14 protein-coding genes and 1 pseudogene are annotated in these 14,254 nt (G+C 59.1%); 14 read left to right on the forward strand and 1 reads right to left on the reverse strand.

What is annotated here, in order from left to right; all coding sequences use genetic code 11:
- The first annotated feature begins 33 nt into the window (after positions 1-33).
- Together X265_RS37995 and X265_RS38000 are read left to right on the forward strand one after the other, a co-directional pair.
- A complete protein-coding gene (locus tag X265_RS37995) occupies positions 34-951 on the forward strand; it encodes a LysR family transcriptional regulator (RefSeq protein WP_128930059.1) in 918 nt (305 codons plus the stop codon).
- A 608-nt stretch (positions 952-1,559) separates the two neighbouring features.
- Positions 1,560-1,814: a type 2 periplasmic-binding domain-containing protein gene (locus X265_RS38000; protein WP_232995554.1), complete on the forward strand. Its 255-nt coding sequence runs from the start codon at positions 1,560-1,562 to the stop codon at positions 1,812-1,814.
- 443 nt (positions 1,815-2,257) lie between these two features.
- Here X265_RS38000 and X265_RS38005 read toward each other — a convergent pair whose 3' ends face one another.
- Positions 2,258-3,163, reverse strand: coding sequence for a LysR family transcriptional regulator (locus tag X265_RS38005; protein WP_128955145.1), 906 nt, complete (start codon positions 3,161-3,163; stop codon positions 2,258-2,260).
- Between the two features lie 442 nt (positions 3,164-3,605).
- Between X265_RS38005 and X265_RS38010 the strand changes: the two are divergent.
- The 12 genes and pseudogenes from X265_RS38010 (at position 3,606) to X265_RS38065 (ending at position 13,875) form a co-directional block, all read left to right on the forward strand.
- Positions 3,606-4,590: pseudogene (locus tag X265_RS38010) on the forward strand (pyruvate kinase).
- A 232-nt stretch (positions 4,591-4,822) separates the two neighbouring features.
- Positions 4,823-5,800: a LysR substrate-binding domain-containing protein gene (locus X265_RS38015; RefSeq protein ID WP_128930062.1), complete on the forward strand. Its 978-nt coding sequence runs from the start codon at positions 4,823-4,825 to the stop codon at positions 5,798-5,800.
- Positions 5,790-7,457 carry a GspE/PulE family protein gene (locus X265_RS38020; protein ID WP_128930063.1) on the forward strand — a complete coding sequence of 556 codons (1,668 nt, stop codon included), beginning with the start codon at positions 5,790-5,792 and terminating at the stop codon, positions 7,455-7,457. Before X265_RS38015 ends, X265_RS38020 begins: the two co-directional genes overlap by 11 nt.
- Positions 7,458-7,461: 4 nt before the next feature.
- Complete coding sequence (locus tag X265_RS38025) at positions 7,462-8,676, forward strand: type II secretion system F family protein (RefSeq protein ID WP_128955146.1); 1,215 nt, start codon at positions 7,462-7,464, stop codon at positions 8,674-8,676.
- A 20-nt stretch (positions 8,677-8,696) separates the two neighbouring features.
- Positions 8,697-9,167 (forward strand): type II secretion system major pseudopilin GspG, encoded by a 471-nt coding sequence (gspG, locus tag X265_RS38030; RefSeq protein ID WP_128930065.1) that lies wholly within the window; start codon positions 8,697-8,699, stop codon positions 9,165-9,167.
- Positions 9,157-9,621: a GspH/FimT family pseudopilin gene (locus tag X265_RS38035; RefSeq protein WP_128930066.1), complete on the forward strand. Its 465-nt coding sequence runs from the start codon at positions 9,157-9,159 to the stop codon at positions 9,619-9,621. Before gspG ends, X265_RS38035 begins: the two co-directional genes overlap by 11 nt.
- Positions 9,599-9,997: a general secretion pathway protein GspI gene (locus X265_RS38040; RefSeq protein WP_128930067.1), complete on the forward strand. Its 399-nt coding sequence runs from the start codon at positions 9,599-9,601 to the stop codon at positions 9,995-9,997. Before X265_RS38035 ends, X265_RS38040 begins: the two co-directional genes overlap by 23 nt.
- Positions 9,994-10,728, forward strand: a complete 735-nt coding sequence (locus X265_RS38045; RefSeq protein WP_128930068.1) for a general secretion pathway protein GspJ — start codon at positions 9,994-9,996, stop codon at positions 10,726-10,728. Before X265_RS38040 ends, X265_RS38045 begins: the two co-directional genes overlap by 4 nt.
- An 82-nt stretch (positions 10,729-10,810) precedes the next feature.
- Positions 10,811-11,674, forward strand: a complete 864-nt coding sequence (locus X265_RS38050) for a type II secretion system minor pseudopilin (protein WP_164933593.1) — start codon at positions 10,811-10,813, stop codon at positions 11,672-11,674.
- A complete protein-coding gene (locus tag X265_RS38055; protein WP_128930070.1) occupies positions 11,671-12,744 on the forward strand; it encodes a PilN domain-containing protein in 1,074 nt (357 codons plus the stop codon). The genes X265_RS38050 and X265_RS38055 overlap by 4 nt, the downstream gene beginning before the upstream one ends.
- On the forward strand, positions 12,722-13,279 hold the full coding sequence (gene gspM / locus X265_RS38060) for a type II secretion system protein GspM (RefSeq protein ID WP_128930071.1): 558 nt from the start codon (positions 12,722-12,724) through the stop codon (positions 13,277-13,279). Before X265_RS38055 ends, gspM begins: the two co-directional genes overlap by 23 nt.
- On the forward strand, positions 13,276-13,875 hold the full coding sequence (locus X265_RS38065; RefSeq protein ID WP_128930072.1) for a hypothetical protein: 600 nt from the start codon (positions 13,276-13,278) through the stop codon (positions 13,873-13,875). The genes gspM and X265_RS38065 overlap by 4 nt, the downstream gene beginning before the upstream one ends.
- Positions 13,876-14,254 lie beyond the last annotated feature (379 nt).

Genomic DNA, 14,254 nt, shown 5'->3' on the forward strand with positions numbered 1-14,254 from the left:
ATAATGGCTCGGATTCGACAAAAGGGCCTGCTCATGGAGCTGCGTCAATTGAGATGTTTCGTCGCCGCCGCCGAGCAGCTGCATTTTGGCCGCGCGGCCCAACACCTGCAGATGCTACCTTCCGCCTTCGGCCGCCACATCAAACTCTTGGAAGAGGATCTTGGTACGCGGCTGTTTGCAAGGACCACGCGAGCCGTCTCTTTGACCGACGACGGCGCGCTACTTCTTCGGGAGGCGCGCATCATTCTCTCAAAGGTCTCGACCGTGGAGGCCGTCTTGCGCGGTCGCTCGCGTTCGGTCGGAGCCCGGAATCTCAAGGTAGGCGCCATAGACAGTGCTGCGGCCGGGCTTATGCCGCAGCTGTTGCGAGACTTCCGCGCGAAATACCCCGACGTCACCGTTCATCTTCTGGAGGAAAAGACGTTCCGGCTGCTTCCCAAGGTCCTTTCCGGAGCGCTCGATCTCGTTTTCATCCGTCCTCCGGAGAAGATGGACCGAAGGCTCGAATGTAAAACTCTGCTCATGGAAACCGCAGTGGTCGCCCTTCCCCGCAGGCACGCGCTTGCACGTAACGAATGTCTGTCGCTCTCGGCGATCGCTCATCAACCGATGATCGTTCCTGATCGGCGATCTCGGCCCCACAGCCACGACTTGACCATGAAGCTGTTCGAGGACGCCGGGCTGACGCCCCGCATCGCTCAGCTCGCCGATGAAAAGCAGACGATCGTGAACATGGTTGCGGCTGGACTGGGACTGGCCGTCGTCCCCCGCTGGACCTCTCGCATGGCTGTTGCGGGCGTTCGCTTTGTTCCGCTCAAGCTGGAGCGCTTTGGAGCAGTTGGACGGCTTCCGCTCGCTGCAAGTTGGCTGCGTGGTTCCCGCGATCCTATTCGCGATACGCTTTTGACGGTCCTCGAAAAGCGGTTGCGGTCTTATGCCAAAGGTGCCTGATGATTCTTGCAGAAAGCCAGGCGCCGAGCTCCGATGCGAGCGCAAATGTCAAGCTCGCCGGTCCGAAAGTGTTTGAACCGTGTTCGGTCGGGTACCGATGGTCATCGTTGAGCGCATCTGGAAAGGGAGGCAAGGAGCACGAATACTCATGAGCCGTCGATTGTCGAGGCATCCTGCAAGCCCACTTCGCGTGCGTTTCGATGTTCATCAGCGCGATCCAAGTTGGACGACCGATCGGGGGTGCGATCCGCTGCTAGCCCCCGAGCCGTAACTATTGCGTTTCACAAACACCTCTGTTCGACCGCGACGGTCGAGGAATGCAGATGACCGAGGCAAGCCTTCTCTTGCACCGGAGCGCATCTCAGATCCTGCGTGACCTTGCCGGTTAGGAAGTCATGGCCGACGGAAAGCATCTCACCAGTGATGTCATCATCGGTGCTACCCCGTCCGTCATTGCATTGGCAGGCGCGGAGCTGATCAGGGCCTACCGGGAGCGTCTGCCCGAGTACGCCCGCACTTGCTAGAGGGACGTTGACGCGCTCGATCGACGTCGCGTTGGTCCACGTCTTCAACCAGAAAGCCCACGCTTAATCAGCAAGCGCCTCGCAGTGGAGCGGCTGTTCGCAATCGGGCCGCCAGAAATGTTCGCCGGCGATCCGGTCAGCCCCGCGAGCCTGCTTGCTATACTCTTTCCCTCTGCTCAAAATCCGATTCGAAGCCTTCTCGACGCCGGTGCCGCGGGCATCGATCTGTCGGTGTCGATTGTGCTGGAGATCGACACGATGATTCCTCTAAAAGACCTCGTCCGGCAGCGCCTTGCCCCGGCGTCCTCCCGTTCTGCGCGGTCAGACATGAGTTCGTGACGGAACTTTGAGCGCCGGCTCAATCGTCAGGCCGAAATCAGAAGGGATCTGGGCCTTATCTGCCTTGCGGATCCGGCCGCCGACGCGCGTCGCCTCCGAGCTGATTGCCCGCTTCGGTATATCCTGCGCAAGATCGTCTCCGGAAAGAGAGGACACGGTTTCGTCGATCCGATAACCGCCTAAGATAGTAGGCCCCTAAATATACAGCGATGGCGCGATGAGGCGGCGCTCCACCAACTTTGGAAGCACAACAAAACCAAGATCCGCGGTGTCTATAACGCGGCCGCTTGAACCCCATGGGCTTCTTCCGAATCTACCTCGAGTGGCCCGAAATGATGTAGCCTTCCGGCCCGGTGGTTTTCCCAGTCTGCCTAACTCCCAAAAAAACGCCCGCCATAGGTGGCGGGCAGTCTGCGGGAGAGAGTAGTGCGATCGGGTGCGACTCAAGCTTCCTTTGCGTAAGCTGCAAGATCGGCCCGCAGCATCTTCAATATGTCGTCTCGGATGGGATCCCTGGTCCCGCGCGACCAAGCAGCCGCAAGGGGAAGTTTGTTCATGTCCGACGCCACGAGCCGGACATAGCGAACCCCGCGGCTCGCCAGGCGCGACGTCCAGCTAGGTACGATAGCGATCCCCAAACCGGCCGACACCAGGTTGACGATCGTTTGCTTTTCCTCCGCAATCTGAGCAATCCGGGCGTCTAGCCCGGCTTCCGCAAAGAGCTTCATCGTTAGATCGTGGCTATGAGGCCTGGACCGCCGTTCGGGAACGATCAGTGGCTCGTTCTTGAGATCCGCAACCTTGACCATCTTCCTCGACGCAAGTCGATGATGGTGCGGAAGGGCTACGACGGCTGTCTCAAAGAAGAGAAATAGAAACTCCAGCCGCTTGTTGGCGTCTTTTGGGGGGCGCACGAAGGCGAGATCAAGCCGTCCGGTCAAAAGGCGCGGCAACAGACGAATGGTCTTATCCTCGACCAGTTGAATCGTTGCATCAGGCCGACGCTTGCGAAAGTCTTTAAGAAGTTTCGGAATAAGTCCGGCGGCAGCACTGTCGATGGCACCAACGCGTATGATTGTTGCCCCTTTGCGCGAGCGCGTCCGAAATCTGACCGCAAGCGCATCGGCTTGCGTCAGCAGCGCACGCGCATCTTTAAGCAAGACAACACCGTCGTCCGTCAGCGCGACGTTTCGCGTCGTGCGCGTCAGAAGCCGCGTGCCGAGATCCTCCTCCAGCAGCCGAACAAACCGCCCCAGGGCCGAGGGAAGCATATTCATTCGTTGCGCCGCTCTTCCGAAGTGAAGCTCTTCGGCTGTTGCTACGAAGCAGCGCAGTTGTTGCAGGTCCATCAGTTCCTCCGTACGACGACGATAACATCAAAAACGCCGGTCTTATTATGTCATTCCTTTGTATAAACGATTGGAGATTGAATCCGCTCTGCCTTGATTGCAGCGTTTTCTCGATAGCGCCGTCGATGCGCAGAACAATCAAACGCCGATCGGGCCAGGAGCCCATCCGGCTTGACGAACGATCTGGAGGTCCGGTTTGCGAAAGTGATGCTGCTCTACTTGGCTGGGACGGAGACGCCGAGTGCGCCAGGCACGATCGTGCGCCGAGCGCGCTAGGCCAGGCACATGCGGCACACTTCGATCCGCTCTTGCCTCGCGGCCCGCGATAGCAACGGCCTTCTTGATCGCGTCGGCGCTCTCATTCGCATCGATTCGATACGCACGAACGTCGGCAATGTCAGGGCTGTTTGATGGGCGGCCCCGCAATTTCGCGAGGTAAAACATGCATCGTCGGCGAGCCAAGATTATTGCGACCGTCGGACCCGCCAGCCGTTCGCCAGAGATGCTCGCGGCATTGGGCCAGGCGGGCGGATACGTTCCGACTTACAGGCAGATCACGCAAGGCGTCATGGCGCAATTCGTCAACTCGAACGAAGATTCAGCCGCCCTATTGGTATTCTTCAGGACTTGCAGGGGCCAAAGATCCGGGTTGGTACCATAAGGAATGGCAGATTTTCCCTCAGTGCCGGTGACGCCGTTCGCTTTGTTCCGTCGGTCGGCGTCCGGGCATATCGATGACATCGTGCGCCTCTCCGATGGGATAGTGATCGCGCGCGTTGATCTTGGCGTCGCAATTCCGCATGCGGAGGTTCCCGGCCGACAAAAGGAATTGATCCGATCGTGCCGCCTCGACGCTCAATGGTTGCTGCGCCGACGCCGACACGCGCCGACACTTCGGATGCGGCCACAGCGATCTATGGCGGAGCCGACGCGATCATGCTGTCCGCGGAATCTGCGACCGCGCAATATCCGTGCGAGGCCGCCACCAACATGAGCCGCATAATCGAAAGCACCGAGCGACATAAAATGTATCGTTCGATCGTCAATGCGTCGGAGCCGGACGAGGAGCAGACCGCCCCGACCGCGGCGGCTGCGGATCTCGCAACGATGATCGGAGCCTCAGCGATCCTCGCCTTCACCTCGAGCGGTACGACTGCAACGCGCATCGCGCGCAAACGTCCCAAGGTACTGATCCTCGCGATCACACCGGAGGAACGGGTCTCGCGCCAACTATGCCTGTTGTGGGGGCGCCCACGGCATGAAGTCCCCCAACATAAGCTCCTACGAGGAGATGGTCGAACGCGCGACGCAAACCGCTCTCAACGTGAACTTTTGCGGAGAATGCCGATGTCATCGTCGCCGTGGCCGGCATACGTTTCGGCGATGCCGGCACAACCAATAATTTACGCGTGGTGACGATTGCTTAAGCGCTTCGCCGCCATCCTGGCCGCCCCCTTCCTCTAACCAGCTGACGTCGCAGCGCGGCCTATGCCGTTTGCCGGCCCAACCTTGCGCAACTGCCCAGCAGATCACGTCCTCGCAAGAAATTATTCTAATCGTTTGTATATTATAATGAGCATTGAGGTCAGCGAGCCAGTGACCTTAAGATTATAGATTAGCGGGCGAATAAGTTCCGTTTTGCAATCGGGAAACGTCGGGGTGAAACCATTAGCACAAGATCTTGAGGTGTTTATCGTTGCGGCGCGGCGGGGAAGTTTTGCTGCGGCGGCGACAGAGTTAGGTGCGTCGCCTGCCTACGTCAGCAAGCGCGTCGCGCTACTTGAGCGGGCACTCGGACGCGTGTTGTTCCTGCGTACCGCTCGACAAGCGGTGCTCAGCAGCGATGGGGAAGTGTTGCTGTCCAAAGCGCAGCGCGTTCTCGATGCCTATGCGGATTTTGTAGCTGACGGTCCTGAGACCGATTCCGTCGCCCGCGGCAGCGTACGAATTACGGCAAGCTCGGGTATTGGCTGCAATCATGTCGCACCACTTGTATCGGAGTTGGCGCTCCTACACCCGGAATTGGATATTCGGCTGGAAATCGTCGATCGGAGCGTGGATCTGGTTGAGGAGAATGTCGACATTGACATTCGGGTCGGCAGGGTACGCGAGCCTCACTTGCTCGTGCATCCTATTGCGCAGGGAAGACGCATTCTCTGCGCGGCTCCCAGCTATCTCAATCGACGCGGCATGCCGGAGGAACTCGGCGATCTCGCTGGACATTCGTGCCTGGTCATGCGCGAACGTGACGAGGTGTTCGAGCGCTGGACTTTGCATGGTCCCATCGGGATGCGCACCATCAACGTCACCGCTGCCCTCTCCACCAACCATGGCGATATCATCCGCAATTGGGCGATTGCCGGCCGTGGGATAATGCTGCGTTCTTATTGGGACGTGGCCAAGGGGCTCGCGAATGGCCAATTAGTCCACGTGCTTCCCCTCTGGTGGCAGCCGGCTGATATATCTGCCGTCACCAAAGTCCGCTCAAGCAGTGTGTACCGATATTATCTTTGCGTCCGCTATATTCGCGAGCGGCTCCGTGACGGGCCATTCGCACTTGCCACAAAGCGATGGCCCGAGACTCCAGGTGAAACAGAGCTCACACTTGAGGAGGCTCCCGCGCTTCATGAGGCCTGAAACCGTGACTGAGTTTGCAGAGCGCCTTCGGGGCGATGCGCATGTCGCAGCCGGCATGGGCGGCCTTGTCGCCGAAAAGCTCACGCTGCGCCAGCTTTTCGAATCGTCCGACCTGTCGGCCCAGGAGTTTGCCGACGCGGTCGCAGCCTTTTTCAAACATGACCGTGCGGCTTTAGCCGACCTCTTGGCTGGGACGAGCTTGGTCGAACACTTCTCGCCTCGCTTCCTCCGGGAAATGACGATTTTTCCGTATCAGCTCGCGAATGGACGCGCCGTGATTGCCCTGTTCGATCCCACGGACACGGCAGCGATCAGCGCCGCGGAGATTGTACTCGGCCCCGCGGTAAAGGTCGCCATCGCGTCGTTTGAGGACATTGATACCGCGCTCTCTCAGCGCCTTAGCGAAGGCGAGACCACCGCAGCGAATAGGGATAATACCATCGCTGTCCGCGAGGAGGATATCGAAAGCCTCCGCGACCTAGCTAGCGGCGCGCCGGTCGTCCGTGCCGTCTCCGAATTGATCGAAAAGGCCGCCGAGCTTCGCGCCAGTGACATACACATTGAGCCTTTCAGGACGGAACTGGCAGTGCGTATGCGGGTTGATGGCCTGCTTCGCCATATCCCCTCACCATCCCATGTACTCCCACAGGCCATAGTCTCCCGCATCAAGATCCTGGCGGGTCTCAACATAGCCGAGCGCCGATTGCCTCAAGATGGCGCCGCGCGTGTCCAACTTGGGCGAGCTGAAATGGATTTGCGCGTCGCTATCATGCCGACGCAGCATGGTGAGTCTGCCGTCATTCGGCTTCTGCCCAAGGAGCGGGGACTCCTTGCGATCGAGAAGCTCGGCTTTGCGCCCGACGACGAAGCAAAGCTCCGCGCAGTCCTGACGCTCCCGCACGGTCTCATCGTGGTCACCGGACCAACCGGCAGCGGTAAAACCACGACGCTTGCGACCGTGCTCGGCCTCCTCAACGAATCCTCCCGGAAGATACTGACGATCGAGGATCCGGTAGAATACGAAATCAAGGGCATCAATCAGTCCCAGGTAAACTCTGCTATCGGCCTGACTTTCGCGAAGGCATTGCGCGCTTTCGTGCGGCAAGATCCGGATGTCATCATGGTGGGCGAGATCCGTGATGCCGAGACAGCGGAAGTAGCGATCCACGCTGCCCTGACCGGGCACCTCGTCCTGACCACGCTGCACACCGAAACCGCTGCGGCCGCCGTGCCGCGACTGCTGGACCTCGGCGTCGAGGCGTTTCTGTTGAGTTCAACCCTCCGTGCCGTGATCGCGCAGCGGCTGGTGCGGCAGCTTTGCGACCGGTGCAAAACAACGAGCCGGCTCGAGCACTCGGAGTTTGCGGCCGATCGGCGGTACGCCGCGATCGGCCTTCGGGTTGGTGATGAAGTTTACAAGGCAGGCCGATGCGAGCGTTGCGGCGGAACGGGCTACCGCGGCCGCGTTGGCCTGTTCGAGGTCCTTGAAGTGGCCGATGAGGTTCGTCAGCTGATGAATGCGCACTGCGACGCCGTGTCGATTGATCGAACAGCGGTTCGATCTGGAATGACCACCATGATCCAAGACGGCCTCGCGAAATGCCGAGCCGGCGTCACGTCGCCCGCGGAAGTTCTCCGCGTAACGACCATACGATAACGTGATGCAAACCTTTCGCTATCTAGCTATGACCCAGAGCGGTGAGCTCGTAAACGGTATGATCTCCGCGTCCACCGCGAAGGAAGTTTTCGCGCGTATCGAGTATCTCGGTCTCGTTCCGATCGAAACAGTCGCTCAGGACACTAAGGTTGCGGTCGCTCATATCGCTGCTGGTTTTCTTGGGCGACCACGCGCCGAAGACGTGACCATCTTTACACGTGATCTTTCTTTGCTGCTCAAGGCGGGCGCGAGGCTTGACGATGCACTGGAGTTGTTGTGCTCAGATGACGACATCGGCCGCCTGCGCCCGATTGTGAGTAAACTCCGCGTCGCAGTGCTTGCGGGCGAAAGCTTCGCTGAAGCCGTCGGCAAATATCCGAGTTGCTTTCCGCCTATCTATGCGGCGCTCGTGCAAGTCGGCGAAACGTCCGGGAAGCTCGGCCACCTTCTCGATATGCTGGCAAGCGAGCGCGCGCGCACGGAGGCCTTGCGCCGAAGAATTACTGATGCGCTGCAATATCCTGCATTCGTGTTGCTCGCTGCATCCTGCGTGCTGGCATTTTTTGTTCTCGTGGTACTGCCACAGTTCGGAGCTGTGTTGCGCGATTTCGGCGCCAAGCAGGACTCGCTGATTGTCACGGTGCTTGGCGTTTCTGAATGGACGCGCTCCAACGGTCTGGCGATTCTTGGAGTCGCAGGGGCCGCCATCTTTGCAGCCTATGCCGTCCTCCGCCGGCCCGTGATCCGGTTCCGGCTGCTCGCAACACTGATGCGATTGCCGGGCCCCAGTTCGATTTTTCGGGCCTACCAAACTGCGGTGTTCTGCCGCAATCTCGGCATCCTTGCTGGCAGTCAGGTACCTTTGACCACCACCCTGCGCATCCTCGTCGATATCATGTCCTTTTCGGGCGATGTTCCCGCCTGGACAACCGCGGCTGATCAAGTACGACACGGCGCGAAGCTTTCTGACGCCCTTTCCCAGTCAACGGTCTTGCCCATGATGGCGATCCGCATGATCCGCATTGGCGAAGAAACCGGCCAGCTGCCAATACTCGCCGGGCGCATCGCGGAGTTCTACGAAGCCAAGCTACAGAGGAGTCTTGACCGGCTCGTCGCCGTTATCGGACCGGCGGCCGTGATCGGCATTAGCGTGGTTGTCGGCGGTCTCATCGTTTCCATTATGACGGCCCTGCTGTCTATCACTCAACTCGTATCGTGATCTCAAAACAGCGAGCGCAAATGACGCTTATCTCATCCCGCGCAATGGCCTGGCGGCGGCGGTCGTTCGCAGCGGGCGAGAATGGATTCACCTTGGTCGAGATGCTGGTCGTCATTACGATCATCGGGCTGATCATGGGACTGATCGGCCCCCGCGTGTTGAACTATCTCGCTGAGTCCAAGGTCAAGACGGCCAAGATACAAATCCGCAGCCTCGCCAGTTCGCTCGATCTCATGTTTCTCGACACGGGACGCTATCCGTCATCTTCGGAAGGCCTTAACGCCCTGGTAAAACCCGCAGCTTCGATGGCCGGATGGCACGGTCCCTACATCGATGGAAATAGCCTACCGAACGACCCGTGGGGTAGGCCCTATGTTTACCGGTCGCCCAGTGGGAACGCCAAGTTTGAGATCATGTCCTACGGGGCTGACGGGCATGAGGGCGGTGCGGATTCTGCCGCCGATATCTCGTCAAACAGCAATGAGAAATAGCCCGGAAGCACAAAACGGATTTACTTTGCTTGAGATGGTCTGCGTGTTGTCCATCGTCGCAATGCTGGTCGGTATCCTTCTGCCACGGCTTTCGCCTGGAACGTCGCGGCCGCGGCTCGAGGCATCGGCACTCGAAATCGCGTCCCTATTGAAGATCGACCGGAACGCGGCAGTTAAGAGCGGGATGCGCGTGCTGACCAGAATCGACGCGAGCACCCGGCGCCTGCAATCAGGTTCGAACGGCAGCGTTCTCGTGGTACCGGACGATGTGACGCTGGACGCACTATTGCCACGGGATTGCGAAGGACGACCCGCCCTTTCGACCATAAGTTTTTTCCCGAGCGGGTTCTCGTGCGGTGGCACGCTTAGACTCTCGCGTCTGAATACTGTCTACGAAGTTCGTGTGAATTGGCTTACGGGGGGAATCGAGATTGTGCGCGTTCCGGCTGTGTAATGCCTCCCGCAGCGTCGCGGGGTTTACGATCGTCGAGGCATTGGCCGCTCTCGCGATCGCCACCGCCATGCTGGCGGCGATCGGCTCGCTCATGTCGACCAGCATAAAAGGCGCGCGGAGGATTGATGATCGCATGGTCTTGGTGGAGACGGCGCGCACTCTGGCGGCAGCATTGCCGCCGCGCGGCGACGCAACCACGGGCGTAACGTCGGGTGAACTCAACGGCATTGTCTGGCGCGTCGATATATCGCCCTTGCTCAGGACAGCGTCCGACAAGCAGCAATGGGTGCCGAAACGGGTCCGGATCCAGGTTAAATCTTCAGCAGGTACGAGCTTCGCCCTGGAAACTGCGCGTCTGGGCCGGAGGTCGCAGTGATAGCCCGGGATCACCTCTCCCAAGCCTTGCACCGCGCGAGTATCGCGGGGTTCACGCTGTTCGAAGCTCTCGCGGCGATCGTACTTATGGGGATTGTTGTTTTTTGTCTAAGCACAATCGCGACGCATTGGCTACCCAGCTGGGATCGTGGCCTGGCGCGCGCGCAACGCGCCGAGCTTATTGGCATCGCCCTTGACCGTTTAACCGCCGATCTTGCGGCATCGCAGTTCATTTCCGCCAACGGCGGAAGCAAAAAGCCGCTGTTCAACGGCACAGAAGGATCTGTCACTTTTGTGCGCACGGTTACAAGCCCCAACGCCAAGTCGGGCCTCGAGATCGTTAAAATCGAAACAATCAAGGACCCTACTGGTCTCGTCCTCATACGCTCTTCGAGGCCCTTCGTCTTGTTTGAAGGTGCGATTGACCCGTCTGGCTTTGGTAATCCCGTCGTCCTGCTGCGATCGCCCTATCGGGCCGAGTTCGCCTATGCGGGACCCGGCGGCGTGTGGAAGGCGAACTGGCTGAATGTCGGCCACTTGCCGGCCGCCATCCGCCTCACGGTCCAAGATCACACCCTTGGGGAGGCGAGGGTAATCTCGACCACGACGCTTATTCATGTTGACGCGCCTGCACTATGCATCAGCGGAAAGAGCACGGATTGCACGGGAGAGCCCGACACTAGTCCCGATACGGCTCCCGCAGCGGACTCTCTCGAGAGCCGTCGGACCTGAGGCCACAATGATATTTTGCAATCCGCAGGAAGGACACTTATCTGGGGGGCGGGAGGGCTTTATCCTCATTGCGGTCCTCTGGATGTTGATTGCACTCGCGACACTTGCGTCCATCTATTCGATTTACATAGGCAGTTCTTCCTGGTCGAGTTCGGTGATCGAGCGCCGTCTGCAAGCCGATCAATTGGTGTCAGCCAGCCTTAATCTCGCGACCCAACGCCTTGCTGTGGCAGACCAGCGCGATCGACCTACGCATGGCCACTTCAGCTTCCGGCTAGGCCAAGCCAACGCATCGGTCAGATTCGTTTCCGAAGCGGCCCGGCTCGATCTCAATCAGGCCCCGCGCGAACTACTATCGAGTTTCTTCATAGCGATCGGCGCATCGGAGGAGGATGCCCCGCGTTTTGCTGCGCGGATTGTTGGTTGGCGAGAGCGCTTAAGACCATCCGATCGCGCTAATGAAGCGCAGCTTTACCGCGCCGCCGGCCGCGGCTATGGACCGCGAGGCGCTCCCTTCGCACATGTAGGAGAGTTATGGTTAGTTCAAGGTCTGCCGCAGGTCATCATAGAACGAATGTTGCCTCTGGTGACCGTTTACAGCGGCAGGTCCGATATTAACGTCTTCGACGCGCCGCCCGAGCTTGTTGCGGCTTTGCCTGGCATGACCCTAGATCGTCTGAATGGTTTTCTTGGCCAACGGCAGCTCGTGGCTCCCAGTAAGGACGCTCTAGTCCGACTGCTCGGTTCAGATCAAACCGCCGCGACCGCCGATGCAAGTGACGCGTTCCGGCTGGACATAAAAATAGGGGGCGCAGGGGGATGGAATAGCTGTGCGGAAGCGGTCATCTTGCTACAGGGTCCGGACGATCCTTTTCATATCCTTGCCTGGGATGACAGTTTGCGCGGTGACTGTCGTCAGGGCATGGCAACGGCGAACCCGCCATGATCCTGTTTAATTCGATAGCGGCAGGCCTCGCTTCGTGGGTACAAGCCGTGGCGTCCGAAGTTTCATCGCTCTCGAACGGCTTGCGCCGACGCTCGCAGGTTCGGATGGTGGAATTCGAGAAGGATCAATTCACCCTTCATCTCGTGACCGACCCCAAAAACGCGAAAGCGCCTGACCACGCGCTCGCGGTCCTGGAGGGAGCGGTTGCTAGCCCAATCCCTCCAGCATGGAAGTTAGCTCTGACTGGAAGTCAGCTTGAACTTGTCCTTCACCCGGCGCGATTTCTGTTTCGCCCGCTGGATTTGCCGAGGCGCGCTGCCGAATATGCGGCGGGTGTCGTGAGGTCCCAAATCGACCGACTAACCCCGTGGGATGTGCAAGAAGCGGTCTATGGTTGGAGTGCTTCACCTGACGAGACTGGCGACCGCATTCAGCTGACAATCGCTGCCACGCCTCGCGCTAAGCTAACGCCCTTGCTCGATGCTATCGGATCGCTTGGGACTTGGTCAATCCTGGTCTCCACGTCACGTTCGAACGTGCCAATTAGGATCGTTGAGACACAAATACACGGACCGACCGATTTCCGTCGTGTTCGTACGTGCCTGATGGTAGTTCTGCTGTTAAGCGGCTTTGCTGCCACTTCGTCGCTTTGCATTTCAGCGCTCATTTCGGACGGTTTGGCCCTGAGACGGGAAGAACTCTCTCGAAAGATATCGGTGCTCACAAGAGCGTCGCAGAATGTTGTTGCCGAATCCGCTTTGCGAGAGCTCGAACAACAGAAGCGCAACACTCCTTCGCCCGTAATGGCGATTGAGGCGCTGTCGGATCTACTGCCAGACAACACGTTCCTAACGGAGCTGCGTATCGATCACGCGAAACTACAGATAGCGGGCCTTACGAGCGACGCCGCATCGCTCATCCGCCTGATCGAGCAGTCGCCCCAGTTTTCACACGCGATCTTCTTCGCTCCAACCACACGGTCTGAAGGAGCAACCAAAGAGCAATTCCACGTCGAGGCTCAAATCAACCCCGCATTCGCCGCTATCCATGAACCAGACCTACCGCATTAGACGCTACGTCAGCGCCATTCCGTTCGTTGCCACAATTTGTTACGCGGCAATGACGGGATTTCTATTGCTGATCACGGGCTGGACGGCGTTGGACCTGGCGGAACAGCATCGTACGCTGGCGAACGCGAACGAAATGTTCGACAGGTTGCAGTCACAACAGCGGGCGGCCCGCAGCACGAACGACGGGGCGCTCGCTGTGAGTCCACCAGTTGTCGAAGGTCCCACGGTCACAGTCGCGGCCGCCGTGGTGCTGCAGCACGTTTCTGCAGAAGCGACGCGGATGGGAAGCAACATCTTATCGTCGCAGGTCGATCTGCAGGACGCAGGAGCACAACACGGGATCGTCAGAGTCTCTGTCGATCTCGAGATCGAGCAGCCGGCCCTTCAAGGCCTCCTTTACGAGCTGGAGGCGGGATCGCCCTTCCTGTTCATCGATCAATTGGTCATACAGGTACCCGAGTCGTCGACAAGACACGCCGCGACGAAGGTGCGCGTCGCAATTGTCGTCTCCGGATGGTGGCGGAGTGTCAAATGAAGTGCCCCCTCACGATTCAAGCTCTCGCGCTGGCCTTCCTGATCTTGGCAGTCGAATCGGGGAGGCGGCCTGCCGAGGCGAGTCAGACTTCAACGGCTACTGGCCTGAATCCGCCAGTGTCGCCCACAATGGAGTACCTGCTTGCGAAGGAGCCATTCGAGGCTACCCGATCGGAGCATAATCCCATTGCCAAAGTCCCCCTTGCGCAGCTCAATAAAACGCAAGAGCGCCCGCTATTCTCTCCGTCACGCCGCCCTCCGTCTCTGCCGCCGCCGAACGCGCCCACTATCCCCGTTGTCGTCGCGGCTCCCAAGCCGCTCGAGCCTGAGCTTCCGCCATTTGAACTCGTGGGCACGATAACTGGGGGCGCCGACAGCATCGCCGTCTTTGTGAATCGCGCGACTGGCGAGACGGTGAAGTTGCGGCAGGATGAAGTTCAATCAGGATGGACGTTGCGCGACATCGGAGCGCGTGAAGCCACGCTTTCGAACGGCGAGAACATCAAGGTTCTGGCTCTCGCCTTGCCCGGCACGACCGCAGATCCGGCGCCTGTGGAAGCCAGCACCGCTTCAATACGGCATCCTGCGAAGCGTTAAGGGTAAATGCGATTATGTTAGCGGATCAATCGCAACCGCCAAGTGTGCCGCGCTGCGATGGGTCGCCTTCAGGTACACCGACACGACGATCTCGTAGCCGCTCGTGCCATTGCGTGCAATGCCGCAGACCCTACGTTGCAGCGCACAGAGGCAATTCATCTTGACAAGCAACACTTCGTGTCGCTCGACAACACACCTCAGATATTGATGTCCGTCATTCAGTCCCTAGCATCGCGAGAAAGCGCCTTATGAACCGCTTTTCGTTTGGCGCGGCTGGCGGGGGACTTTCAAACATCAATGGCCCGATCCGATCTGTCGCCTATCTACTCGGAAACACGAGCGAGGCTTTTCGAGATGGCGACCTTCACTCTAACGATTG

The organism is Bradyrhizobium guangdongense (genome assembly GCF_004114975.1).
In the GTDB taxonomy this organism is placed as follows: Bacteria; Pseudomonadota; Alphaproteobacteria; order Rhizobiales; family Xanthobacteraceae; genus Bradyrhizobium; species Bradyrhizobium guangdongense.